Origin of the sequence: Lacibacterium aquatile (assembly GCF_042683105.1) — a bacterium.
In the GTDB taxonomy this organism is placed as follows: Bacteria; Pseudomonadota; Alphaproteobacteria; order Elsterales; family Elsteraceae; genus Lacibacterium; species Lacibacterium aquatile.
This window is the reverse complement of sequence record NZ_JBHUIP010000012.1, coordinates 244,808-269,074: the sequence shown is the minus strand read 5'-3', so window position 1 is coordinate 269,074 and position 24,267 is coordinate 244,808. Positions and strand designations below refer to the sequence as shown.

The window sequence follows — 24,267 nt, the reverse complement described above, 5'->3', positions numbered from 1 at the left end:
TTTACGGATTGCCGCCGGACACGATGGCGCGTTCGTTTTCGGACCGTTTGGAGGTGGTGCTGTTGCCCTTGCGGTAATTGTCCATCACGACACTCAGGCGGGCAGCATCGGCCGGTGCCAGTTCACCCGGCTGCACCAGATCGAGCGGGTCAGCGATCATCGCCGCCAGATTGCGCTGCTGGGCACAACCAAAGGCCCAACCCGGCGTATTGTTCGGGGGCGCCACGCAGTCCGGCCCTTCCGCCACGAAATCGGTAAAGCGCAGAGCCGGGGTTTCGCTAGTGGTCCGGGCGACGATCATCTGATCCGCCGCAACACCGCGATCCTGGGCGATGAGGCGCAGTTCGGCGGCATAGCGTTCCCAGGCGATGGGCGCCAGCGGGCCGGGGTCGAGGCTCAGTGGTCCTCGCCGCACCCGCGCATAGCGGTCGAACAGCGCACCAGCCTGGGAGATGTCGCGCGGCGACAGGCTGCCGTCGGGCTGTACACCCTTCAGGGCCAGGGCCACCGATACGGGTTTGACCGTAATCGGATGGGCAAGGCGCGGGTCGCTCGGCGGGGCCGGGGGGAGGGTGCAGGCCGCCAGCAGGCAAGCCAGGGTGATAGCTGTCAGGCGATCAATCGAAAACATAGCCAACCGGTCCCTTGACGCTGGCGCGGGCCTCGTTCGGATTGGTGAAGCCGAGGCGCTTGAAGAGGAAGAGGTCGATATCGTCGGGGGGCTGCTGCCCAGCGGTCGGCAGAGTCAGCAGGCCGTCCTGGGTCGGGCGGACCACATAGGGGGTGACCAGCACCACCAGTTCGGACTCGTTGCGCTGGAAGGAGGTCGAGCGGAACAGGCTGCCCAGAATGGGAATCTCCATCAGGCCCGGCAGGCCGCTGCTGGAGGTATTGAGGTCGTTGCGCAACAGACCTGCGACCACCAGGCTGCTGCCGCTTGGCATTTCGACGGTGGTTTCCACCCGCCGCACCGAGAGGCCTGGAATGCGCAGCTGACCGACGACCTGTGAGCCTTCATCCGTCAGGGAGCTGACCTCGGTCGACATCTTGAGGGAGATCCGCCCGGAGCTTAAGACGACCGGAGTGAAATTCAGCCCCACACCGAACGGCTTGAACTCGACGACCGAATTTCCCTGCTGATCGCGGGAGATCGGCACCGGGAATTCGCCGCCCGCCAGGAACCCTGCCGACTCGCCGGAAATGGCGGTGACATTCGGTTCGGCCAGCGTCTTGACCAGCCCCTGATCTTCGAGCGCGTCAATCGAGGCGGAGAGTGTATCGAAGGCATTGGTGTTGATCGAGAAATTGACCTGACCGAACGCCCCGGTGGTCGCGCGCCCGGCGCTGAGGCCGATGCTCGATCCATCCGCCTTGAGGGCATTGATGCCGAGCTGGCGGGCGACCGACCGGCGCATCTCCGCCACCCGGACCCGCAGCAGGATCTGATCGCCGCCCGTCACTTTCAGCAGATTGACGAGCCCCTTGTCGTCTTTGACGTAGAGGCGGGCGATGCGTTCGGCCTGATCGGCGGCGGAGGCAGAAACGACGGTTCCGGCCAGGAAAACTTTATCGCCAGCCGCATAGACCTGGAACTGGGCGTCCGGCAGCGCCTGACGTAAGGCGTTCTGGATCCCCGGAACGTCCGCTTCGACCCGGATCGAGACTTCCAGGATGGGCTTGCCTGCCGCATCGGAGAAGAAAGCGTTCGTCGTGCCGATCTTATTCGCCACGATATAGAAAAGTCGGGGCGTGTTTGCTGTCACGTCTGCGATGTCGGGGGAGGCGACAAAAACATCCCGGGCATCCCGTTTCAGCTCAACCGAGCGCCCTTTTCCCAGTGGAATCACATATTCCAGAACCTGGGCATTGGCCAGGACGGGGGACACGAGAAAGATGAGGGCAAGCAGCCCCTGGCGCAGGTTGATCATCGCTCGATCCGGATAGATTCTTTGGCAAAGCCGCGATAGATGGTGACCGCCGGGCCTTCGATGGCTGGCTCGGGCGCAGGGGCTGCGGCAGGTGTTTCCAATGGGGGAGGCGGTGGCGGTGCGGGCGTTTCTTTGGCGGCGCCAAGCGGCCGGAGACTCAAAGAGAGATCGCCCGAAGACGCCGCGCTGGCGAGATCGCTGGCCTGGGACGGGGTGACCTCCAGCGTTGCTGTCTTGACCGAGCCACCCAGGGTGGCACCCTTGACCGACATCGCCTGATTGACCGCCAGCACGCGGGCGGCAGCAACCAGAACCCGTCCGCTACCCGACTGGCCCCGTTGGTCGCGCTGAACAAACAGAACGTCGACCCGGTCACCGGGCAGGGCGAAGCCGCCGACACCGCCCGCATCATTGATCTCGATCGTGACCGCCCGGCTGGCCTTGTCGATCATGACCGCCAATGCGCCGCCGCTCCGTGCTTCGACCCTGCCCGCCAGCAGGGGTTCGCCTGCCACCATGCGGGTCAGGGGGATGCGCTCGCTCCAGTCCGTCAGGCCTGTGGCGGTGCCGCTTTTGCGGATATGTCCGGGTGTAATGCTGCTGGTCGGCCAGGGGCGCCAGGCGAGCCTGTTGGCGCCGATGGCTTCCCCCGCCTCCACATCCCCCGTGAGCACCAGAATGTCCTCTGTTGCAATCTCGTTTCGGGGGGGGCGGGTGGTCAGTGTTGCGACCAAAGCCGTCGAAAAGGCTAGAACGATGGCAAGAATGAATAGTCCGATGCGCATCTCAGATTGCCCCCGCCGCAGCAGGGGTCAGCAACTGCATTGCCGCGGCGCCAGCGATTGCAACGCCATAGGGCACACGCCGTTCTTCAATCTGCAAGGTCCGGGCGCGGGCCAGAACGATCAAAGCCGCCGCCCCCCCGAGGAGACTCATCAGTAGCAGAAATGCCGGGGCCTGCGCTGGGGGGAACCACAGAAGGATCGCACTGAGCAGTTTGACGTCACCGCCCCCCATCGCTCGCGCGGCAAAAAGCACCAAACCGGCGGTAAAGGCCACGCCTGCCATCATCAGACGCCACCCGATTTCCACCCAGGGCAACGGTATTGCGGCCGCCATGATCAGAAAACTTAGAATGATCAGCGGATGGACAGCATCGGGGATTCGATAATGCAACACATCGCTGACCGCGGCCCAGGCGAGGGCTGTCATGCAGAGGCAGAGGCAGAGAGTCACAAACATCGGCTTCCTGGGAACGAGCTGTGTGGTGCAGGTGAAGTTCCGACACCCCATCCGGTCCGGCCACGGGGATCGGGCCCGGCTTATTTCAACCCGTCGGCAATGCGGGTGAAGGTCTCTATCAACTGGTCACCGACCATCGAGACAGCGGCAATGATCGCGACGGCGATGCCTGCGACGATCAACCCGTATTCGATCGCGGTAGCGCCATCGTCGTCTTGTTTCAATGCGCGCAACTGGGTGCAGAGAAGTTTCAACATTTCCGTCAATCTCCTTGGTGTCTGCTTCCATCTGTTTCTATGATTGATATCGAGTCGATATCAGTACAAATAAGTAAGTATCCGTGAAAATCCCAATTATATGAATTCAAAATAGATATCAAGGTCATATGCGGGTAATTTTTATTTTATAATTATTGTTGATTCCGGTGAGCGACGCAACGTGCTGTGAACGTCTTTTAGGGCGGAGGCCTTCGCTGCACGTGAGTTTATCGTGTTGTCTGAACCAGAAAGGCAATCCAAAAAACAAAAGCTAATGGTACCAACGTTTTACCTCACATTAATCTTTATGAAATTATTCATTAGAAAATATTAACGTAAGGCTGAGGCAGCATCACCCAAGGTAGCTTCATGTCAAAAGGTTATGGATTGCGGAAAACATAGATTGCCTGGCGGTTGATCGCTTCAACAATGCGTCCGCCTAAAGACGGCTAAGCCGTTCTCTTTTCCTTCTTATCGTTAATCTATTAAAAATAGGTTTGGAGAAAATTAATCTATTGTCAACCTTTGCCAATTGAACATATACGAATCATGCATCTTAAATTTCGATGCAATCGACCTCTCCGAACGGGAGGGGCGGGGCAAAAAATGAATCGGTGGGGCCGTGATGCTGGACGAAGATCAACTTTGGAAAAACTTGCGAGATCTTTACGAATCGGCCGCTAGTCATGCGGCATTCGAAGAGTGCCTGTCCCGGTTGGGCCTCGGCGTTCGTCCGGAGATCGAGCGAGATCTCTCTGCGCACTTGGCTGTCATTCGACGTCAGCATGATGATATTGCCTTGCTGATGCAGGGGCAGTCTGTTGAAAGCCAGCTCGGGGCATTGCAACAGGCGGGCAAGGGCGCTTTCCTGTTGAATCATCTTGGTGAAGTGACTGCCTGTAACGCGATTGCGACCGACCTGATCGAAGGTGTCGGAGAATTGCGTTGGGTTGGTCGTCGGGTTGCTTTTGCGGATCGCAAAACGGATCTGCAGGTTACGGCTCTGATTCTGAAGATGATGATGGCGTCGGATCGGCCCGGTGTGGCGCCTTTGACTCTGGCAAGCTCCCTGACTGTCGATGCAGTCGTGGGGGAGGCGCGTCTTGAGATAGCGCTCTACCCTATCGCCACGTTGGTTGATGAAGAAGCGCGTGCGGAAACGCGTCTTCTATTGACGATAGAGCGCAAGCTTTGGACGCCGGCTACTCTTGAGCGTTCCTGGGCTGCCATTACTCCCGCGGAGCAGCGGGTGGTGCGGATGATCGCGCTGGGGCGAAGCGAAAAAACCATCGCGCGCCTGTTGGGGGTTAGCCCGAATACGGTAAAAACCCACCGCAAAAATGCCTATCGGAAGCTGGGTGTCAGTAATCGCGCGGCCTTCGCGTCGATGTCTCTTTAGGCGGTTTTCTATCAGGCTGTGGCCGGGGCCGGGTGAAAGGGGTCGATGAAAATATCATCGAAAGCCGCCCCGGCCAGGAACGCACTGCGACGAGCGCTGGCTACCATCGCCGGTAGACCGCACAGATAAACGCGCCAACCTTTAAGATCCGCGTGCCGCATAAAGGCGATCTCGTGCGCCCTGCCAATGGCCGTGCCTGTAGAGGTATTCTCACGATCGGACAAGCAGGCTGTGTAGGAGAAGTTGGGCGACTCTGTCGCAAGCTCGCTCAACTCGGCATCTAGATAGAGGCCGTCGCGTGCCCGCGACCCGTGGTAGAGAGCGATCTGGCCTTGATGGCCCTGAGCCAAGGCGTCCTGCAGGATCCCGTAGAGCGGTGCAAGGCCGGTACCTGTGCCGATGAGCAGCAGATTGGCCTCCGGCTTATCGGGCCGATAGGTGGTTGCGCCATAAGGTCCGAAGAGGTCGACCCGTTTCCCTGCGGTTTCACGGTTGCAAAGCCAGGGGCTCATCAGCCCGCCATCATATCGCCGGACATGCAGTTCCAAGAAGGGGCGGGCTTGTGTTGGAAGGCTGGCAATCGAGTAGGGGCGCTCCAGACCATCGCGCCGCCGGACAACGACATATTGTCCCGCTTCAGCTTCGAAGCTTCGTGGCACGGATAGCAAGACGCGTGCAACGGAGGGGCTGAGTAGTTCGATCTGCTCGATTCGCCCGGACTGGGGGCGATTGATGGTTCCGGCGCCAGCGATCTCGATGGGGTCGGAACCAATGCGCCATTGGCAGGCCAGAGCTTGATTCTGGTTTCTGGCCGCAAGGGGGAGACTCATCTGCGCCTCCATGGGCGGGGGGCAACGGCCAATGGAGTGTACTGCGCAGCTGAGGCAAACCCCCTTGCGACACTGGTGTGCGATAGCAATGCCGTCACGCAGCAAAGCCTCCAGCACAGTTTCGCCATCAAGAGCCGCAACCGGGCGGCCCTCAAAAATCAGTTCCTTCACCCCAATGCCCCTGGGTTGGCCGCCGCTTTTTCGCAGTTGAGCCGGTTAGCGATTGAGAACGTCGTCGCGTGTGCTGGCAGCAGTGGTCATGATTGCAGAAACCAGATCGGCCGGAACGTTCAACTCCTGCAAAGTTGCCTGCAAATGGCCTGCCACTGCGTTGAAGTGTGCATCCCCGAGGCCGCGTTGCTCCACCATATGTTTGTGGGCTGCCCGCAAATCCTTGCCAGCGTAAGCCGACGGTCCGCCGAAGACCATGGTCAGAAAAGCGACCTGCTTGGCGCGTTGCTTGTCCATGTCGATGCCGTCGAAGAATGGCTCGAGCAGGGGATCTCGTAGAATCTTGGCATAGAAGATGTCGACAGCGGCATTTACTGCGGCGGCGCCGCCGATTTTCTCGAATACGGAAGACATAAAACTCTCCGGCTGGCCGTGGGTATGACGCATTGGAAGCCATTCGATCCAGAAGGGCGAATGATCATCAAATCTGATCTGAATTTTGCATGGATGATTGAATTTTAAGAATCACCCTTGAAGGGTGATGTGAGTATATTTTAAATAATATACGCTAGATTATCATGCTTTATTCGCGTTTTTAAATTTTTACTCTGCGTTTGCGTCTGGCTTAATCTTAATCATTCAATGATTCATCAATGTCGCGCTGGCGGTTTTCGGGTCGGGGGCAGGTGGGGAGCGTCTGTTTGCGTGCCTGGGCGCGAGTGTCGCGCCAATTGTAATTCGAGATTCTTATTTATGTTTTATTTGGTGTTGACATTAATAAATCGCTTAAAGATAGTAAAAAAAGTTAATATTAAGAGGTTTATCATGTGTTTGGTTCGGAAGGTGTCAAAAAAGCTGGCATTTGCCGCTCTGTTGGGGGGCGTCGCCGTTACCGCACAGGCGCAAACGACAGCAGAGGTTCGGCCTCCTAATCCCGCACAGGTTGTGGCGATTCCGGCTCCTGCCTCCACGGTGCAGGCATCCAGTGTCCCGACCCAGCTGGTTACCTTCTACAGCAAGCTCAGCAATGAAAGTAAAAACCAGATTGAGGGGTGGGTGTGGAAGCCCGCCGTTGCAAGCGCTTCGGCAAGGGTTCCGTTGCTGATCGTTGCCCATGGGCACAGCGGCGCAGGCACCTATGCCAATCCCTCTACGCAATTCAAGACTCTGGCCAAGCAGATGACGGATCTCGGCATAGGCGTCATGCTCGTGAATAGTTTCTCAGCATCTCGCAATGCCTATGTGCTTGCGAATTATGCGTCCAACTACGCGATAATTCCGGGATTGGGTAGTTTCAGGCCGGTTGAAGCGTCGGATCATCTGGTCCGTCCTTGGGACGTGGTCGGGGCGGCCGAATATGCGGCTAAAAGCATGGATTGGGTCGATGGAAATAAGCTCGTCGGCATAGGTTACTCGCATGGCGGAACGGCTTTTCTAGGGGCTGCCATGTCCAACCATCCCGTGAATCTCAGCAATCCGCAGGGTGGTGGCCGTCTGTTCAAAAAGATATTCATTACCTATCCAGGTTGCGGGATGAGCAGCCCGAATAACTACAAAAACTCGGCTGCTGTTGTTCCCGCAGTGATTGGTATCGGTAGCGATGATACATCCGTCTCCCCCTCTTATTGCACGGGACGTCAGGCGGAGTCGGTGGCAGCCGCAGCGACTAACCCATCGCTCTATGCCTTTGAATATTGGCTCTATAAGAGCGCCGGCCATACCTGGGAATCGACGGTGACAACCCCAAATTTGGCAGCCAAGTTCGATTGGCGCACAAAGGTCGCCACTTACATGAAGGATCTTAAGAACGCTCCCTGACCGTCTTCCCCCCGGTCAGGATGCGAGAGGCACGATTTCGGTTGGTCGAAATCGTGCCTCAATTGTTTTGCGGATAAAATAATCACGTATGTGATTACAAAAGGTAATAGATGAAGATAATAATATCTTGGAGAAGAATTTGATTTTAATACTCTGTTCATATTTGAATGAAGGCCTAGGTACATAAGGAATTCATCAATGACTCTCCGCGCTGCCTCCCTCATTGCTCTCCTGCCGGTTCTGGCTCTGCCGATCGCGGCTCAGGCGCAAACCACGGCTTCGGTGCAGCCGCCGTCGCCCGCGCAGACGATCTCGATCCCGGCGGGCACCATTGCCACCTGGGCCAAGCAGAAGCCCGACCAGCTCGTCACTTTCCAGAGCAAGCTCAGCAACGATTCCAAGGATAAGGTCGAAGGCTGGATCTGGAAGCCAGCCACTGCGACCGCCTCGGCCAAGGTGCCGCTGGTGATCGTTGCCCATGGGCATAGTGGCTCGGGCACCTACGCCAGCCCCTCTACCCAGTTCCAGACCCTGGCCAAGCAGATGATCGACCTCGGCGTCGGCGTCATGCTGGTGAACAGCTTCTCCAGCTATCGAAACGACTATGTCCTGAATGTCGCCAAATATCCGGCAGACTTCACGATCGTCCCCGGTCTGAATGACGACCGCACAAAGCGTCCGCCCGAAGCGTCGGACCATAAAGTTCGTCCTTACGACGTTGTTGGCGCTGCTGAATATGTAAGAGCGGGAAATCTGCCCTGGGTTGATGCCGACAAGCTGGTGGGGGTTGGCTATTCGCACGGTGGTACGGCTTTCCTGGGCGCCGCACTGTCGAAGCATCCGGTGAATATCGACAATCCCCAGGGTGGTGGTCGACTGTTCAAAAAGCTGTTCATCTCTTATCCGGGCTGCGGCATGGATAGCCTGAACAACTACAAGGGGTCGGCGTCGGTGGTTCCGGCCATCATTGGCATCGGCAGCGCCGATGCCTCGGTATCGCCTGCTTACTGCACCAGCCGACAGGCCGAATCCGTTTCGGTCGCCAACCTCAATCCCTCGCTCTATGCCTTCGAGTATTGGCTCTACGCCAATGGCGTCCATACTTGGGAATCGAAGACCGATGCCGTGAACAAGGCGATCCACGAGGACTGGCGCAAGAAGATCGGCGATTATGTGACGACCCTGAAGGCGGCTCCGTAATCGGATCTGCTGAAACGAAGAGGGCGCAGGAGTGATCCTGCGCCCTTTTGCGTTTCTCTGCGCCCGGACTTAGAGGGCGTAGCTGTAGGCCGTCTTGACCGTGGAGTAGAACTCCTGGGCGTAGCGGCCCTGTTCGCGCGAACCGTAGCTCGAGCCCTTGGTGCCGCCGAACGGGACGTGATAGTCGACGCCTGCGGTCGAGAGGTTGACCATGACCATGCCCGCCTGGCTGTGGCGGCGGAAGTGGGTGGCATACTTCAGCGACGAGGTGCAGATGCCTGCCGACAGACCGAATTCGGTGTCGTTGGCAACGGCGAGGGCTTCCTCGTAATCCTTCACGCGGATGATCGAGGCAACCGGACCGAAGACCTCTTCCCGGTTGATCTGCATCTGGTTGGTGGTGTCGGTGAAGAGGGCTGGGGCCAGGAAGAAGCCCTTGGTCGGACGTTCGACCAGACCGCCACCAACCAGCGACCCGGATTCCTTCTGGCCGATCTCGATATACTTCAGATCCTGATCCAGCTGCTTCTGGTCGACGACCGGGCCGATGTCGATGCCGGCTTCCAGGGCATGGCCGATCTTCAGGGCGGCCATCTTCTCCTTCATGCGGGCGACGAACTTGTCGTAGATCCCGGCGGTGACGATCAGGCGCGAGCAGGCGGTGCAGCGCTGACCGGTGGAGAAGAAGGCGCCGTTCAGGGCCGAATTGACCGCGTTTTCCAGATCGGCGTCGTCCAGAACGATCAGCGGATTCTTGCCGCCCATCTCGGTCTGGACCTTCTTCCCTGATGCAACGGCCTTCTGGGCAATCGACATGCCGGTGCCGACCGAACCGGTGAAGCTGATGGCCTTCACCTTGGGCGAATTCACCAGCGCCTCGCCGACCACGCGGCCCGGACCCATGGTGAGGTTAAGCACGCCTGCAGGCAGGCCGGCTTCGACCAGGATTTCGGCAATCGCATGGGTGGAGGCGGGCACCAGATCGGCGGGCTTCACAACGACCGTGTTGCCGTGCGCCAGCGCTGGGGCGATCTTCCAGGCCGGAATGGCAATCGGGAAGTTCCAGGGCGTGATCAGGCCGACGACGCCTACCGGCTCGCGGGTGATGTAGGTTTCGATGCCGGGGCGGGCGGAGGCGCGGGCTTCGCCTTCGATGCGGAGGGCTTCACCGGCCATGAACTTGAAGATATGGCCAGCGCGGGTGGCTTCACCGATACCCTCGGCCAGAACCTTGCCTTCTTCACGCGACAGCAGGGTGCCGAGTTCCTGGCGGCGGGCCAGGATCAGCTCGCCGGCCTTGTCCAGCAGATCGAAACGCTGCTGAGGGGTCGAGTGAGCCCAGGTCTTGCCCGCTTCGGCAGCGGCATCGATGGCCTGATTGACCTGAGCCGCATCTGCGGCGGCGAATTCATCGATCGTGTCCGAAATGTCAGACGGATTGATGTTCTTGGTGGCCGAGGCGCCCTCGACCCAGTTGCCGCCGATCAGATTCTTTTTCATGTGTATCTCCCTGGAGCAGTTTTTGACCCGACCTTTTGGGTCAAAAAATGTGAAAGCCCGCGCGGCGTCTGAGCGGCCCCGTTAGGGGCGCCACGGGCAAATTTCGCGGCCAGCCTACAAGGGCTGGCCGAAACGGGCCACAGGCGCGCCTGCAACCGAGACCCGCATTGCGAACAGACCGCCGGTCAGCGGTGCCTTCGCAAGCGTTTCGTCGGATTGGCCGCCACGGGCGGAGGTGATGTAGAGCGTCTTCATATCCGGTCCGCCAAAACACGGCATGGTCGGGGTGGGGAAGGGAAGGGGGATCTTCTCCAGAAGCTTACCGTCCCGAGAAAACTTATTGATGACACCGGCCGAAATGCCGCCGCTCCAATAATTGCCCTCGATATCGCAGGCGCCGCCATCGGGCCGACCTTCGGCTTCCGTCAGCTCCAGGATGCGGGTGCGGTTGGAGATATCGCCGGTGGCGGCATCAAAGTCGTAGCGGTCGACCCAGGGGCCGCGCGAGTCCGAATGGAACATGGTCTTTTTGTCGCCGCTCCAGGCAAGACCATTGGAGACCTTGAGGTCGCTAACCTTCTTTTCGACCTTGCCGTCAGCCGTGACGCGATAGAGCGCGGCCAGCGGCAGCTTGGGCATGTTCAGATCGTCCATGGTGCCGACCCAGAAGGCGCCGTCGGGGCCGACCTTGCCGTCATTGACGCGATTGTCGGGCTTATCCGTCTCGATCCCGGCGATGAGGGTCAGTTGTTCGGTCGAGAGGTCGAAGCGATAGACACCGTCCTTGAGGCCAACCGCGAGACTGTTTTCTTCAAACAGCGCGAGGCAGCCGATGACCTTCGGCATCATCCAGGTGCGGGTGGCGCCGCTCGCCGGATCCAGCATCTGGACCTTCTTGCCGGGGATATCGACCCAGAAGAGACGGTTGTTGCGCGCATCCCAGACCGGGCTTTCACCCGTGCCGTCGCGGCTGTCGACGAGGCAATCGATCTGATAACTCATGGGTCCTCCGGCTTCGTTTGATCGCCTGAAGATGCCTTAAGGCCTTCCGGCATACGGTCTTCTTAGCCGGTTAGGTGGGGTGTGGCCCTGTGACTTGTCAAACAAATTATCAGCTTTTTGAGTGGCGTTTCCGTTATAGCCGCAAGGGATATCTTTTCGAATATGGCCAGTCCGCAGCAAGCTTGATGCCTTGTCGTACAGGTGGGGTGTGCGTTAGAGTGCGCCCGGAACTTGGATGATAACCCGATCAGGGTTGGAGAGGGCAGGCGATGGCAGAGCTGAAACGGCGGGAAACCTTGGCAAGTCAGCTCGTCAAGGTGCTGGCGGACCGGGTGGGCGGTGGCAGCTATAAGCTGGGCGAGAAGCTGCCGAGCGAGCAGGAGCTGATCAACGAGTTCGGCGTCAGCCGTACGGTGGTGCGCGAGGCGATCGCGACCCTGAAGGCGGGCGGCATGATCACCACCCAGCAGGGGATCGGGGCCTTTGTCACGCAATCGGCCGGAAGCCAGCCTTTCCGGGTCGAAGAAGCCAGCCTGGATCTGGTGAACGAAGTGCGTGCCGTGCTGGAGTTGCGCATCGGCCTGGAGGCCGAGGCGGCCTCCCTGGCGGCCTTGCGCCGCGATGATCGCCATCTGGAGCGCATGGTGAAGGCCCTGGAGCGCATGGAGGCGGCGATCAGTGCCGGGACCGATGCGGTCGAACCGGATCTCGACTTCCACCGCGCGATTGCCGAAGCGACCTTTAACGTCAATTTCCTGAACCTTTTCAATTACCTGGGTGCGATGCTCATTCCCCGCACCCGCATCCAGACCTTCCGTTTGCATGAAGGGTCGCGGGAGGAATACCTCCAGCGCGTCAACCGCGAACACCATGATGTCTATATGGCGATCCGTCGCCGCGATCCCGAGGCTGCCCGCGCCGCCATGCGCGTGCATCTCACCGGCAGCCGGGAACGCCTGACTCCGACCGAGGAATAGGTCTTCGATTTTTTTTAAGGCCGTATCCCTCTTGTGCAGGAGGGCGGTCCTGGCCAAAAATTAAGCCGATCGCACTTGTATGATGACAGACGCCATGATAAGAAAACGGACAACCTGTTAGACAGATTGTTCAAAAACCCATAGTGGAAGAAACCAGGGGGGACCCATGACACCGGCAGAACTTAAGGCGATTATCAGCGACGGCCTCTTGTCATTCCCGCTGACTGATTTCACCGCTGACGGTGATTTTGATCCCAAAGGTTATCAGAAGCGTCTGGAATGGCTGGCCCCCTATGGCGCCTCGGCTCTGTTCGCAGCGGGCGGCACGGGCGAGCTGTTCTCCCTGACCGAAGCCGAACATGCAGACATCATCAAATTGGCGGTCGAAACCTGCAAGGACAGCGTGCCGATCATCGCCGGTGTCGGTTATTCGACCCGTATCGCGATCTCGATGGCCAAGGCCGCGGAAAAGGCCGGTGCTGCCGGTATCCTGATCCTGCCGCACTATCTGACCGAAACCGATCAGGAAGGCGTTGCCCGCCATGTGGCCGCCATCTGCAAGTCGGTCGGCATCGGCGTCATCGTCTATAACCGCAATGTCTGCCGCCTGAGCGTCGATCACCTGCTGCGTCTTGCCGACGAATGCCCGAACCTGATCGGCTTCAAGGACGGCGTGGGCGAAATCGAATCGATGGTGAATGTGCGCCGTCGTCTGGGCGACCGTTTCTCCTATCTCGGCGGCCTGCCGACGGCGGAACTCTATGCCGAAGCCTATAAGGCCATGGGCGTGCCGGTTTATTCCTCGGCGGTGTTCAACTTCATTCCCAAGACAGCGATGCAGTTCTTCAATGCCCTGCGCAGCGGGGACAGCGCCACCACCACCAAGCTGCTCGACGAGTTCTTCCTGCCCTATGTGGCGATCCGCAACCGTCGTCAGGGTTATGCCGTCTCCATCGTGAAGGCTGGCGCGCGCCTCGTGGGCCGTTCCGCCGGTCCGGTACGTCCGCCGCTGGTCGACTGCACGCCCGAGGAAGACAAGATGCTGAAGGCGCTGCTGGACAAGCTCGGCCCGCAATAAGCGGGGCGCCCGCCCGGCGGGGGCTTGACTATAAATTTTTCCCCGGCGCGCTCCCCTCGGTGCGCCGGACTTGAAAAGGCCCCGTTCGCCCGAACGGGGCCTCTTTTTTTGATATAGAAGTTGTCATCCCGGACTTGATCCGGGATGACACGAAATTGCGGGGACGGGTAGTTTCAAAAAACGCCCGTCGCCGCCGATCCTTGCGAACCGGCGGCCTCTTTCCAAGCGGGGGCATGCTTAACGGAAGAGAGAAGGCGCGGTCTGACCCGGCCGCGCCTGACGGGATCCCTTAATCGGGAACGCGGGCTACTTGCAGAACGGGCCGCCCTGGAACTTCACTGCCGGATCGCTCTGGTCGCGCGGATCCTTGCCGCCCGGCATCAGCTTTTCGGCGAAGATTTCGGAGTTATCCTTGGGCTGGAACTTCACGGCCTTGGTCTTGGAATTATCCCACCAGCCGCGGTCATTGTTCGAGGCGCCATAGACAATCTCGAAACCCAGGTTCGGCGCGGTCAGGCAATCGTCGATCAGTTGCAGCAGATCCGGCAGGCTGAGCCAGGTGGACAGATGGCGGATATCAAGCGGTTCCGGCAGGGCGGAGCCGATGCGCAGGCAGGCGATCTCAAGCCCGTGCTTGTCGTGATAGAGCGAGGCGAGATTCTCCCCGAACGCCTTGCTGACGCCATAGAAGCCGTCGGGGCGCATCACCGATTCTGCATCGAGCTCGGTCGTCGTCTCGTGGAAACCGATCACATGATTGGAAGAGGCGAAGACGATGCGTTTCACGCCATGCTGCTTTGCTGCCTCGAACACATGAAACGTGCCCATGTAGTTGGCGCTCAGGATCGTCATGAAGGACTTCTCGATCGAGACAGCGCCCAGATGGATGATCTTGCTGGAGCGGGCGACGAGGCGGTCAATCGCGGTGCCGTCGGCCAGATCGGCAAGGACATATTCCTCGCCCGGATTGACGGGGCCACCGTCCACGATGTCGGTCGACAGCAGGCTGCCATATTTCTCGATCAGACGGGGGCGCAGCCAGCGTCCAAGGTTACCCGCAGCACCCGTCAGCAGCACCGGCTTGTTCGCGCTCATCTTGTTTCCTCCCAAAAGGCAATTTGTCAGGCAAGTTATACTGATTTTGCTGCCCGACGCCTAGCGATTTTGGGGTTATCCCGCTGATTTAATGCGCAGAATAACTTGTCAGGAAAGCCGCCCGCCGAACGTGAGCCGCAGGCCGAACAGGATGAAGATGCTACCGAAAATCCGGTCAAGCCAGCCCTTCATCCCCTGATAGCGGCGGCGCACAGCCTCGGTCGAAAACAGGGTGCAGACCAGGGCGTACCAGGTGATGTTGATGGTGAAGCCCGCAATCAGGGTGGCGACCTTGGGAGCTGTTCCCATTTCGGGCGTGAAGATCGCGCCGAACAGGCCCAGGAAGAAGGCGATAGCCTTGGGATTTGTCAGGGCGGTGGCCAGTCCCAAACGGTAGCCCGCGAAGATCGTGGTTTCCGCCATCTTCCGGGCTGCCGCCTTGTTTCCGGCCCGCCGCCAGGATTGGATGCCGAGCCAGATCAGATAACAGCCCCCGGCGATCCGCACCCCCTCCACCACCAGGGCCGACCCGGTGATGAGGAAGCTGAGGCCAAAGAGCGTCAGGCTCGCATAGATCGCCGATCCCGTGCTGATGCCCAGGCAGGCGGCAAAGGCGGCGGGACGCGAACGGCTGGCCGCCAGCTGCGAGACGAGCATGAAGCTTGGCCCCGGCGAAATCACGGCCGCCATCCAAAGCGTCAAAGCGGTCAGAACGGCGGGCAGCGCCAGATCCCAGGGTGTCATGTCGGTCTCTCCTGAAGGGTCGAGGGGCCATGCTGGCGGATAAGCGTGCGGCAGGAAGTGGGGTGCGCGCGCGGCTGCCTTGAGGAGAATGCAGGCATGCTGTCTGACATGATGTAAGGACGTTGTTTTGATCGAGTTTTTGAATATTTATATTTTTCAATATGTTAGAAAAAATTAGATCGGCAAACGCCAAAAGTTGGTCAGGTAAGTTGTTTGACAAAAATACCCCATGGGTTAGTCTGGTACCCAAGGTGGCCAGGAGCGCCATCGCTATAAACTCGATTGGGGGAGACGTCGCTTGAGTGCCTTGACACCAGAAATCCGCAAGAAGCTGGCAACGGTCAGCACGGCGACCCTGACGACGCTGCTGTTCAAGCGCGGCTTCCGCAATCTCTTCATCCAGGGCGTACGCCCGCTGACCGGCAAGGCCCAGCGCATCCTCGGTCCGGCCTATACGCTGCGGCATATTCCGGCGCGTGAGGATCTCGATAAGCTCGAAGCCTTCCGTAATCCCGAACACCCCCAGCGCAAGGCGGTCGAAAGCATTCCCGAAGGCCATGTCCTGGTCATGGATTGCCGCGGCGATACCACGGCGGCCTCGGCGGGCGGTATCCTGATCACCCGCCTGAAGATGCGCGGCGCGGCCGGTGTGGTCAGCGACGGTGGCATCCGGGACAGCGGCGAAATCAGCCAGATGGAAGGTTTTCCGGTCTATTGCGCCGGTCCGTCGGCGCCGACCAACCTTAATAAACATCACTGCGTCGATATCGGCTTGCCGATTGCCTGCGGTGGCGTGCCGGTTTTTCCGGGCGATATCATGCTGGGGGACGAGGATGGCGTGGTCGTCATTCCGGCCCATATCCTGGAAGACATCGCCAACGAAGCCGCCGAACAGGAGATCTTCGAGCGCTTCGTGATGGAGCGGGTGTCGGCGGGCGATACTATCGTCGGTCTCTATCCGGCGACCAATCCTGCAACCCTGGACCGCTATAAAGAATGGCGGGCTGCTAAAGGCCTTTAACCGTCTGCTCTTGACACCAGCGCCCAAGCTGGTGTCAGTCCAGTCACGGGTTTATGCAAGGAACGAGCGGGCATCGGCAATGCTGCCATTGGAACGAGGCGTCAGATCCCAGCGCTTAGGCGATCAGCTCTATGAGCGGATTCTCGCCAAGATCGTCAGCGGCGAATATCCCGAAGGGCAGCGGCTGCCCTCCGAGATCAAGCTGTGCGAGGAATTTGCCGTCTCGCGTCCGGTGGTGCGCGAGGCGCTGTCGCGCCTGCAGTCGGACGGTTTGATTGTCTCGCGCCAGGGCTCCGGCTCCTATGTCCAGCGCCGCCCGTCGAGCGATCTGATCAATATCGCCCCCGCAGGCGGTATCGCCGATCTGATGCGGTGTTTTGAATATCGCATCGCTCTGGAGGGCGAATCAGCGGCGCTTGCTGCCGTGCGCCGGACGCCTGAAGATATGCGCAAGATCGATCAGGCGATGGCTGAGCTCGATAAGGTGATCGAAAGCGGCGAGGTCGGTGCCTCGGCCGATATGCGCCTGCATATGGCGATTGCTGCCGCCGCCCGGAACCGTATGTTCGAAAGCTCGCTCACCGCTGTCTTCGCGCAATTGTCCGAAGGCATGCGGCTGGCCCGGTCCCTGTCGCTCAAACGCTCGAAGGCTCGGCTCTATCGGGTGCAGTCCGAACATCTGGTGATCGTCGACGCCATCCGGGCCGAAGATGGTGAGCGGGCACGCGAGGCTATGCGCAATCACATCGAAAACGCCAGAGCCCGCGTTCTGACGGATAGCCTGGAGCCCTAGGACTCAGGTCAGGGTGAGAACCAGCGGCCGGTGGTCGGAGACTTCCGGTTCCGCCACCACGTCGAACGTCGCCTCGCGCAGAATTCCGTTCACCAGCATATAGTCTGCAAAGCGGCCCGGCTTGTCATAGTGGGACGTCCGCGTGTCCGTATGCCCCCGCGCTGTGACGAGATCGCTTAGTCCGATGTCGCCCAGAATTCGGAAAGTCTCGCTGTCCGGCGTGACGTTGAAATCCCCACAAACCACCAGCCGGTCCTCCGGCGCTGCAACCGACCGCACCAGGGCTTTCAGCCGTTCGGCCTGAGTTAGCCGCTCCGGCGTATCCTGCTTACCGGTGGGGTCGCGCAGCCCATGCATATGGGCGATGGTGACCGGATAGCCGCGTGCGAAATCATAGATGCGGATAGCGTGGCCGGGGCGGGAGCGCGGATGCTCGCCATAACCATCCGGCGAGAAACTGCCATGCACGAACCCCTGCGCCTGGGCGATGATCGGCAGATCCTTATGGACGAAGGTCGCGAGCCCCCATTGTGACGCGTAGCGCTGATCACCGTCCCACAGATCCCCCTGCGCGGCGGGGCAGAAGATCCCGACATGGTCGGGCAGGGCTTCGCTGATGTCGGTGAAGGAGTTCGCCCGTTGCGGCAGATCGGCACCGCCATCGCGATAGCTGAGCCAATCCTGCGGCGCACCGGGCGTATGGGTTATCTCCTGCAGGCAGAGAACATCCGGTCGGGTGGCGGTCAGATAGGGGATCAAAGCCCCATGCAGTTTGCTGCCCCAGGTATTCAGGCAGAGGATCTTCATAGTTTCTTCTGCATCCAGAAGCGTCCGCGCCCGTCATAGAACGGATCGAGGGCGCCGAACTCGCGGTAGCCCAGCTTCTCGTAAAGCTGCTTGGCATCGGGATTGTAGGTATCGAGCCAGGCCGAATGGCAACCGCGCGCCCTGGCACCTTCCTCAATCTCGGTCAGGACCTTGCGGCCCATGCCCTGGCCGCGCAGCTCTTCGGGGACAAAGAAGATCTCGACGAACAGCCAGCCCAGCAGCGTATAGCCATGGGCGCCGCCGATGGTGTCCCCGGCCTCATTCTTGATCAGGGCCGCGATGGGCTCGACCGTATAGGGGCCGACGAGCGAGCGGTTGAAAGCCCGCAGGCCATTCAGAATGACGTCGTAGTCCGCTTTCTGCGGGGCGGTTTCGAGGGCGACCGAGGCTGTCATGGGAAGCTTTCCTGGAGAAACCTTAAATAGGTTACGTCATCCCGGACTTGATCCGGGATCTCCATCAAGCATTCTCGACGCGGTGTGGCAACACGAGATGCCACCATACCGCAGATCGTCATCCTCGGGCTTGACCCGAGGATCCATCTTTCAGCAGACCGCGTAGCATGGGAGTTCGGCAACCGCCATGGATCCTCGGGTCAAGCCCGAGGATGACGGGGGCGGGAGGGGATGCCCCGGATAAACCGGGGCATGACGACATAAAATTAAGCCGCCTTGGCCGTGCCGAGGAAAGTTTCCAGCAGCGGCGCGACCTGCGCTTCCTCAGCGGCGTCGAGCTCGCCCAGGATTGGAATAACCGGGCCGGTGTCGGCAACGCCCGCCATGCGAAGCACTGCGTGCAGCACGCGGATGAAGCCCATCTTCTCGCGGATATCCTCCAGCGGCTTGAAGGCGGCGGCGATCCGGTTCGCCTTATCGAAATCCCCGGCCTGGGCAGCCTGGAGGATCGAGAGCACAACAGCCGGGGTAACGCAGACGAGGCCGGAGGTGAAGCCGCCGACGCCGAAACGCTGCAGATGGGCCACAGCCGGACGTTCGCCCATGCCGCTGACGATCCGCTTCGGGTCGATGGTCTTCACCAGTTCGGCGAGATAGGCGTCCTGCTGCGGATCCTTGCGCTCGATGGCGTATTTGATGCCGAAGACATGACCGCTCTCGACCATACGGCCGATGGCGGCGGGCGTGATGTAATTCTCGGTTTTCACATAGAGGATCAGCGGCTTGCCCATGGCGTCGGCCACCAGCTTCATGCCCTTTTCCACGCCGCTCGGATTGACGGCGGCGTTGGTCGGCAGGGTCAGGGCGACAGGGAATTTGCGTTTTGCCAGCAGGCGGGCCTGATCCAGCGCCTTGCCGAAATCGGGACCGATGCCGGGGATGACCCAGCTGTCGGCGCCCGCGCCGCTTTCGATCACATCCAGCATCGCCTCATAGCGCGCGATGTCGAGGTTATAGACATTGGCGTTCCCGGCGTAGAGCAGGGTGCGGATGCCGCCCGCTTCGATATGCCGGATGATCTTGTGGTTCTGGGCAGTGTCGATTGACAAATCTGCGGTCGCTGCCAACGGCGGCACCGACATGACCGAGCGCGTGATGTCGGCGAGCGTGGGCTTATCGGTTTTCATCGGTTTCTTCCCCGTATGGCCAATGGTTGGCTTATTGGTTTTTGCGTATCACACAGGCTGGATGATAGGCTCCCCTGGCGTCGACTTGTCAAGTCGAATGGGAATGTTGTAAGACAATTACAACAAGCAAAAAATGGCCCGAGGGAGGATCTCATGCGCCGTAAACCGGAAGATCTGCGCAGTAACCGCTGGTTCGGGGTCGATGATCTCCGCTCGTTCGGGCATCGGTCGCGCGCCAAGCAGATGGGCCTCTCACCGGAGGATTATGCAGGTAAGCCAGTGATCGGGATCATCAATACCTGGTCGGAACTCAATCCCTGCCATATCCATCTGCGTACCCGGGCCGAAGAGGTGAAGCGCGGCGTCTGGCAGGCGGGGGGCTTCCCGGTCGAACTGCCCGCCATGTCGCTGGGCGAAACCATGCAGAAGCCGACGACCATGCTCTATCGCAATTTCCTGGCGATGGAGACCGAGGAACTGGCCCGCTCCAACCCCTGCGACGGGCTTGTGCTGCTGGGCGGCTGCGATAAGACGGTGCCTGCTTTGCTGATGGGCGCGATTTCCGCCAACCTGCCGTCGATCTTCGTGCCCGCCGGGCCGATGCTGCGCGGTAATTGGAAGGGCCAGCAACTGGGTTCCGGCTCCGATGTCTGGAAATATTGGGCGGAAAAGCGCGCCGGGAACATCTCTGAATCCGAATGGGGCGAGATGGAAGACGGCATCGCCCGCTCGTTCGGCACCTGCATGACCATGGGCACCGCCTCGACGCTCGCCATGTCGGCCGAGGCTTTTGGCATGACGCTGCCCGGCGCCTCGACCATTCCCGCGCCCGACGCCAGCCACTCACGTCTTGCCACGGCCTCGGGCCGCCGCGCGGTGGAGATGGTGTGGGAGGATCTGAAGCCACGGGACATCATGACCCAGGCCGCGCTTGAGAACGGCGTGCGCGCGGTGATGGCCTGTGGCGGGTCGACCAATGCCGTCGTGCATTTCCTGGCCATCGCCGGGCGCCTGGGGCTACCGCTCGATCTGGAGCGCATCGACCAGCTGTCGCGCGAAATGCCGCTGATCCTCAACCTGCGCCCCTCGGGCGATTATCTGATGGAAGATCTCTATTACGCGGGCGGCTTCAAGGCGGTGCTGAACCGGCTGTCGCCGCTGCTGGACCTCGATCAGGTCACCGTCAACGGCAAGACGCTGGGCGAGAATATCAAGGGCGCCGAGGTTCATATCCCCGACGTGGTGAAGACGCTGGAAGAACCGATGTCGCCCGAAGGTGGCCTTGCGATGCTCAAAGGCACGCTGGCTCCCAACGGCGCGGTCATCAAACATTCGGCGGCCAGCCCCGAACTGTTGACCCATACTGGCCCTGCCATCGTCTTCAACGATTATAACGACATGGCCAAGCGCCTCGACGATCCCGATCTGCCGGTGACCAAGGACTCGGTGCTGGTGCTGCGTCAGGCGGGGCCGCTGGGTGGCCCCGGCATGCCCGAATGGGGGATGATGCCGCTGCCCAAGAAGCTGCTGCAGCAGGGCGTGCGCGACATGGTCCGCATCTCAGACGCCCGCATGTCCGGCACCTCCTATGGCACCTGTATCCTGCATGTGGCACCGGAAAGCCACCTCGGCGGGCCGCTGGCCCTGGTGCGGGATGGCGATCTGATCGAACTGGATGTGCCGAACCGCAAGCTCAATCTGCTGGTGGACGAGGCCGAACTGAACCGCCGTAAGGGCGAGTGGGTGCAGCCGAAAGTCATCTATCCGCGCGGCTATGGCTGGATGTATGCCCAGCATGTGACCCAGGCCGACAAGGGCTGCGACTTCGATTATCTGCATGAAACCGAAGAGCAGATTCCCGAGCCGGAGATTCATTGATATTTGTGTTGGCCTACCGGGCTTCGCCCTACTTGAGGCCGTTTGGTGTTGGCCTATCGCTTCGCTACTTGAGGCCCGGGGCTCCCTATAGGATCTCGTGTGGCCACGCCGCGTAGAGCACTCAACGGAAGGAGATCCCAGGGTCAAGCCCTGGGATGACGAGATCTGTGATGGGGGCAGACCTCGCCTTTCTCATTTGGCGGCGGCGGCGTATCGCGCTATCTAGGGCGATCTCCTTAAGCCCTAGAGAGCCGATCCGTGACGAAACCTCTTCTGCATGTGACCTTCCATCCCTCGGCGGCCTTGAGCCTGCGTGAGGCATTGAACGCTGCAGGGCGTGCCGACAAGGTGGTGACGGCCAGCGATGATTTCAGCTTCGGTCCCCTGGATCCCCTTGATCCGGTCGAGCGCGGCGACTGGGTGGCCGAAGAGCTGGGCTTCAGCGATTGGGTCGATGCCGCCATCGACACCGACGCAGCTTTCAAGGCATCCCGCGATCCCGACGTGCTGCCGGTAGCCTGGTTTTCGCGCCGGGACGTCCAGTCCTACATGGGGTTTCTCGCCTGGCTGGGCGGCCAGGGCGATGCTCCCTGCGCCATCGTCGATCTGACCGAGGTGGAGGTCGACGATCTGGGCGTATCGCTGCTGGTGATCAGCCCGTCGCTGCTGACGGCGGAATCGATCCTGGACGGCAAACTGCTGGAGCAGGCCCGTCCGCTGACCGCCGAAGAACGCACGCGCTATCTGGCGGAATGGAACGAGCTGAAGGCCGATAATGCCCCGCTGCGGGTGCTGGGCGACGAGGGTATCCTGTCGGCGCCGATCGATGGCTTCGACCCTCTGCTGCTGTCCTGCGCCGGGATTGAATGGCGTTCCATGGCCGGGGTGCTGATCGAAGCCATCGAGGCTGCCCAGCAGGGCGATCTTCACCGCACCTCGGGCGATCTGTTCCTGATGGCCCGTCTCTATCGCCTGATCGAAGAGGGTGAACTCGACGGGCGCGGCGATCTGCTCAACCTGCACGAAGGCGAAGTGAAGGCTGCGGCGCTGGTACATTAGACTCATTAGTCTGACTCATGAGTCGAGGCGACTCATGAGTCAGATAGATCGATCAACCCCCTGTCGTGCCCAGGATCAGCTTGGGCAGGAACAGCGAGAAGTCGGGGACGTAGGTCACGAACATCAGGGCTGCGACCAGGGCCAGATAAAACGGCCAGATGGTCCTCATGACGGTCCCGACGCTGACCCCGCCGATGGCGCAGCCGACGAACTGGGTGGTGCCGACCGGGGGCGTATTCAGGCCCAGGGCGCAGTTGATCAGCATCACCATGCCGAATTGCACCGGCCCCATGCCGAACTGCATGGCAATCGGCAGGAACAGCGGTGTGCAGATCAGGATCGTCGCTGCCATGTCGAGGAAGGTCCCCAGCACAAACAGGATGATGTTGATCAGCAGGAAGATCACCCACGGCTGGGTGGAGATCGATTTCAGCGTCTCCGACGCCAGGGTCGCCACGTCATAGAGGCTGATGAGATAGCCGAAGACGCCCGACACGCCGATCAGCAGCAGCACCACACCGGTGGTCTTGGCAGCCTTGGCAGCGGCCTTGACGAGGTTGGTCCAGGTCAGCGAGCGATAGAGCAGCGTCGTCACCAGCAGCGCATAGACCACGGCAACGGCGGCTGACTCGGTTGCCGTGAAGACGCCGGACAGAATACCCGCGATGATGATGACCGCGACGAACAGGCCGGGGATCGCCGCCACGACGGAGACGGCAACCGCGTTCCAGCCGGGGAAGCTGCCCGCCGGATAACCGCGCTTCACCGCGACCCAATAGGCGGCGACCAGCATGCAGAGCGTGAGGATCGCAGCCGGGACCAAGCCCGCGACGATCAGGGCGGCGATGGAAACCTTACCGCCCGCCGCCAGCGAATAGATGATCATATTATGGCTGGTGGGCATCAGCGCGCCGACGAGCGAGGCGTGGGTGGTGACGTTGACGGCATAGTCCGCGTCGTACCCTTCCTTCTTCATCATCGGGATCATGACGGCGCCCATGGCCGAAACGTCGGCGACGGGCGAACCCGACACGCCGCCGAACAGGGTGCAGGCGACGACGTTCGACATGCCGAGGCCGCCGCGGATGTGGCCGACCATGTTCTTGGCAAGGTTGACGATACGGTCGGCGATGCCGCCGTACAGCATCAGTTCACCGGCGAAGATGAAGAAGGGGATCGCCAGGAACGAGAAGATGTTCATGCCCGAGCTCATGCGCTGGAACACGACGGCGAGCGGCAGGCCCTCATACAGAATAGTGGCGATGGCCGACAGACCGATGGCAAACGCGACGGGAACCCCGATCAGCAGGAAGCCGAGAAAGCAGACAGCAAGAATGATCAGTGCCACGACGGTTCAACCTCGATGCCGCGCACAAGCGCGATGACATGCTCGATGGAGAAGAGGGTGATGAGGATCCCGGCGATCACGAGCGGCACATGGTTCACAGCCTCGGAAATCCCCAGCAGCGGCATCTTGTAGGGTGCAACTGCGGCGGCGAGGTCATAGCCGTACCAGGCCATGACGGCGCCAAAGGTGCCGGTCAGGATATGGATCAGGATCTCGAACCCATGGCGGGCGCGCTCGGGCAGCAGGACGAGGAAACTCTCCATCCCGATATGACCCGAATCACGGACCCCGACCGAGGCGCCGATCAGGGTGACATAGAGCACGAGAACCAGGGCGACCGCTTCGGCCCAGGTGGGGGTATCGTTCAGGACGTATCGCCCGAAGACTTGCCACGTGACGACGGCGACCAGGACGAAAACACCTGCGACCACGCCATACATGCAATAGCGGGCGATGGTGGCATTGAAACGGGTCAGCAAATCCATGCTGTGAATATTCCGAAAAAAGCAGGACCCAG

General features: G+C 60.3%; 25 protein-coding genes. 9 read left to right on the top strand and 16 right to left on the bottom strand.

All coding sequences use genetic code 11. The features are described from left to right. Position 1: 1 nt before the first annotated feature. The 5 genes from ACFSM5_RS12870 to ACFSM5_RS12850 all read right to left on the bottom strand — a co-directional run bounded on the left by ACFSM5_RS12870 (position 2) and on the right by ACFSM5_RS12850 (position 3,427). Positions 2 to 631 carry a CpaD family pilus assembly lipoprotein gene (locus tag ACFSM5_RS12870; protein ID WP_379876832.1) on the bottom strand — a complete coding sequence of 210 codons (630 nt, stop codon included), beginning with the start codon at positions 629 to 631 and terminating at the stop codon, positions 2 to 4. Beyond that, the gene (locus ACFSM5_RS12865; protein WP_379876831.1) at positions 618 to 1,928 is read right to left on the bottom strand and encodes a type II and III secretion system protein family protein; all 1,311 of its coding nucleotides are present in this window, start codon (positions 1,926 to 1,928) and stop codon (positions 618 to 620) included. The genes ACFSM5_RS12870 and ACFSM5_RS12865 overlap by 14 nt, the downstream gene beginning before the upstream one ends. Further along, the gene (gene cpaB, locus ACFSM5_RS12860) at positions 1,925 to 2,713 is read right to left on the bottom strand and encodes a Flp pilus assembly protein CpaB (protein WP_379876830.1); all 789 of its coding nucleotides are present in this window, start codon (positions 2,711 to 2,713) and stop codon (positions 1,925 to 1,927) included. Before cpaB ends, ACFSM5_RS12865 begins: the two co-directional genes overlap by 4 nt. A 1-nt stretch (position 2,714) precedes the next feature. After that, a complete protein-coding gene (locus ACFSM5_RS12855; protein ID WP_379876829.1) occupies positions 2,715 to 3,170 on the bottom strand; it encodes an A24 family peptidase in 456 nt (151 codons plus the stop codon). Between the two features lie 80 nt (positions 3,171 to 3,250). Next, positions 3,251 to 3,427: a Flp family type IVb pilin gene (locus ACFSM5_RS12850; RefSeq protein ID WP_379876828.1), complete on the bottom strand. Its 177-nt coding sequence runs from the start codon at positions 3,425 to 3,427 to the stop codon at positions 3,251 to 3,253. A gap of 625 nt (positions 3,428 to 4,052) precedes the next feature. Here ACFSM5_RS12850 and ACFSM5_RS12845 point away from each other — a divergent pair. After that, positions 4,053 to 4,826, top strand: a complete 774-nt coding sequence (locus ACFSM5_RS12845; RefSeq protein WP_379876827.1) for a helix-turn-helix transcriptional regulator — start codon at positions 4,053 to 4,055, stop codon at positions 4,824 to 4,826. A gap of 11 nt (positions 4,827 to 4,837) precedes the next feature. Here ACFSM5_RS12845 and ACFSM5_RS12840 read toward each other — a convergent pair whose 3' ends face one another. Further along, entirely contained in the window at positions 4,838 to 5,827 is a 990-nt protein-coding gene (locus ACFSM5_RS12840) for an FAD-binding oxidoreductase (RefSeq protein ID WP_379876826.1), read from the bottom strand. 45 nt (positions 5,828 to 5,872) lie between these two features. Then, entirely contained in the window at positions 5,873 to 6,241 is a 369-nt protein-coding gene (locus ACFSM5_RS12835; RefSeq protein WP_379876825.1) for a group I truncated hemoglobin, read from the bottom strand. A gap of 429 nt (positions 6,242 to 6,670) precedes the next feature. Here ACFSM5_RS12835 and ACFSM5_RS12830 point away from each other — a divergent pair, with 429 nt between their 5' ends. After that, positions 6,671 to 7,645 (top strand): alpha/beta hydrolase family protein, encoded by a 975-nt coding sequence (locus ACFSM5_RS12830; protein WP_379876824.1) that lies wholly within the window; start codon positions 6,671 to 6,673, stop codon positions 7,643 to 7,645. 198 nt (positions 7,646 to 7,843) lie between these two features. Continuing rightward, a complete protein-coding gene (locus ACFSM5_RS12825) occupies positions 7,844 to 8,845 on the top strand; it encodes a dienelactone hydrolase family protein (RefSeq protein ID WP_379876823.1) in 1,002 nt (333 codons plus the stop codon). Positions 8,846 to 8,914: 69 nt separating this feature from the next. Here the strand turns inward: ACFSM5_RS12825 and ACFSM5_RS12820 are convergent, their stop codons facing one another. Both ACFSM5_RS12820 and ACFSM5_RS12815 read right to left on the bottom strand, forming a co-directional pair. Continuing rightward, positions 8,915 to 10,345 carry an aldehyde dehydrogenase family protein gene (locus tag ACFSM5_RS12820; protein ID WP_379876822.1) on the bottom strand — a complete coding sequence of 477 codons (1,431 nt, stop codon included), beginning with the start codon at positions 10,343 to 10,345 and terminating at the stop codon, positions 8,915 to 8,917. A gap of 114 nt (positions 10,346 to 10,459) precedes the next feature. Next, positions 10,460 to 11,347 carry an SMP-30/gluconolactonase/LRE family protein gene (locus ACFSM5_RS12815; protein ID WP_379876821.1) on the bottom strand — a complete coding sequence of 296 codons (888 nt, stop codon included), beginning with the start codon at positions 11,345 to 11,347 and terminating at the stop codon, positions 10,460 to 10,462. 269 nt (positions 11,348 to 11,616) lie between these two features. Between ACFSM5_RS12815 and ACFSM5_RS12810 the strand changes: the two genes are divergently transcribed. Further along, positions 11,617 to 12,324 (top strand): FadR/GntR family transcriptional regulator, encoded by a 708-nt coding sequence (locus ACFSM5_RS12810; RefSeq protein ID WP_379876820.1) that lies wholly within the window; start codon positions 11,617 to 11,619, stop codon positions 12,322 to 12,324. A gap of 166 nt (positions 12,325 to 12,490) precedes the next feature. Beyond that, positions 12,491 to 13,402, top strand: coding sequence for a 5-dehydro-4-deoxyglucarate dehydratase (kdgD, locus tag ACFSM5_RS12805; protein WP_379876819.1), 912 nt, complete (start codon positions 12,491 to 12,493; stop codon positions 13,400 to 13,402). Positions 13,403 to 13,708: 306 nt separating this feature from the next. Here kdgD and ACFSM5_RS12800 read toward each other — a convergent pair whose 3' ends face one another. Together ACFSM5_RS12800 and ACFSM5_RS12795 are read right to left on the bottom strand one after the other, a co-directional pair. Next, positions 13,709 to 14,497: an NAD-dependent epimerase/dehydratase family protein gene (locus ACFSM5_RS12800; RefSeq protein WP_379876818.1), complete on the bottom strand. Its 789-nt coding sequence runs from the start codon at positions 14,495 to 14,497 to the stop codon at positions 13,709 to 13,711. 108 nt (positions 14,498 to 14,605) lie between these two features. Next, positions 14,606 to 15,241: a LysE family translocator gene (locus tag ACFSM5_RS12795; RefSeq protein ID WP_379876817.1), complete on the bottom strand. Its 636-nt coding sequence runs from the start codon at positions 15,239 to 15,241 to the stop codon at positions 14,606 to 14,608. A 298-nt stretch (positions 15,242 to 15,539) separates the two neighbouring features. Between ACFSM5_RS12795 and ACFSM5_RS12790 the strand changes: the two genes are divergently transcribed. Next, the gene (locus ACFSM5_RS12790; RefSeq protein WP_379876816.1) at positions 15,540 to 16,262 is read left to right on the top strand and encodes a ribonuclease activity regulator RraA; all 723 of its coding nucleotides are present in this window, start codon (positions 15,540 to 15,542) and stop codon (positions 16,260 to 16,262) included. Between the two features lie 79 nt (positions 16,263 to 16,341). Then, complete coding sequence (locus ACFSM5_RS12785; protein ID WP_379876815.1) at positions 16,342 to 17,055, top strand: FadR/GntR family transcriptional regulator; 714 nt, start codon at positions 16,342 to 16,344, stop codon at positions 17,053 to 17,055. Positions 17,056 to 17,058: 3 nt separating this feature from the next. Here ACFSM5_RS12785 and ACFSM5_RS12780 read toward each other — a convergent pair whose 3' ends face one another. The 3 genes from ACFSM5_RS12780 to ACFSM5_RS12770 form a co-directional block, all read right to left on the bottom strand. After that, the gene (locus ACFSM5_RS12780; protein ID WP_379876814.1) at positions 17,059 to 17,862 is read right to left on the bottom strand and encodes an endonuclease/exonuclease/phosphatase family protein; all 804 of its coding nucleotides are present in this window, start codon (positions 17,860 to 17,862) and stop codon (positions 17,059 to 17,061) included. After that, a complete protein-coding gene (locus ACFSM5_RS12775) occupies positions 17,859 to 18,278 on the bottom strand; it encodes a GNAT family N-acetyltransferase (protein WP_379876813.1) in 420 nt (139 codons plus the stop codon). The genes ACFSM5_RS12780 and ACFSM5_RS12775 overlap by 4 nt, the downstream gene beginning before the upstream one ends. Positions 18,279 to 18,544: 266 nt before the next feature. Further along, positions 18,545 to 19,465, bottom strand: a complete 921-nt coding sequence (locus ACFSM5_RS12770) for a dihydrodipicolinate synthase family protein (protein ID WP_379876812.1) — start codon at positions 19,463 to 19,465, stop codon at positions 18,545 to 18,547. A 153-nt stretch (positions 19,466 to 19,618) separates the two neighbouring features. Between ACFSM5_RS12770 and araD the strand changes: the two genes are divergently transcribed. Together araD and ACFSM5_RS12760 are read left to right on the top strand one after the other, a co-directional pair. Beyond that, complete coding sequence (gene araD, locus ACFSM5_RS12765; RefSeq protein ID WP_379876811.1) at positions 19,619 to 21,343, top strand: L-arabinonate dehydratase; 1,725 nt, start codon at positions 19,619 to 19,621, stop codon at positions 21,341 to 21,343. A gap of 258 nt (positions 21,344 to 21,601) precedes the next feature. Next, complete coding sequence (locus ACFSM5_RS12760) at positions 21,602 to 22,402, top strand: DUF3658 domain-containing protein (RefSeq protein WP_379876810.1); 801 nt, start codon at positions 21,602 to 21,604, stop codon at positions 22,400 to 22,402. Positions 22,403 to 22,454: 52 nt separating this feature from the next. On the opposite strand, the gene ACFSM5_RS12755 is transcribed toward ACFSM5_RS12760, so the two are convergent. Both ACFSM5_RS12755 and ACFSM5_RS12750 read right to left on the bottom strand, forming a co-directional pair. Continuing rightward, on the bottom strand, positions 22,455 to 23,750 hold the full coding sequence (locus ACFSM5_RS12755) for a TRAP transporter large permease (protein WP_379876809.1): 1,296 nt from the start codon (positions 23,748 to 23,750) through the stop codon (positions 22,455 to 22,457). Beyond that, positions 23,741 to 24,235, bottom strand: a complete 495-nt coding sequence (locus ACFSM5_RS12750; RefSeq protein WP_379876808.1) for a TRAP transporter small permease — start codon at positions 24,233 to 24,235, stop codon at positions 23,741 to 23,743. Before ACFSM5_RS12750 ends, ACFSM5_RS12755 begins: the two co-directional genes overlap by 10 nt. Positions 24,236 to 24,267 lie beyond the last annotated feature (32 nt).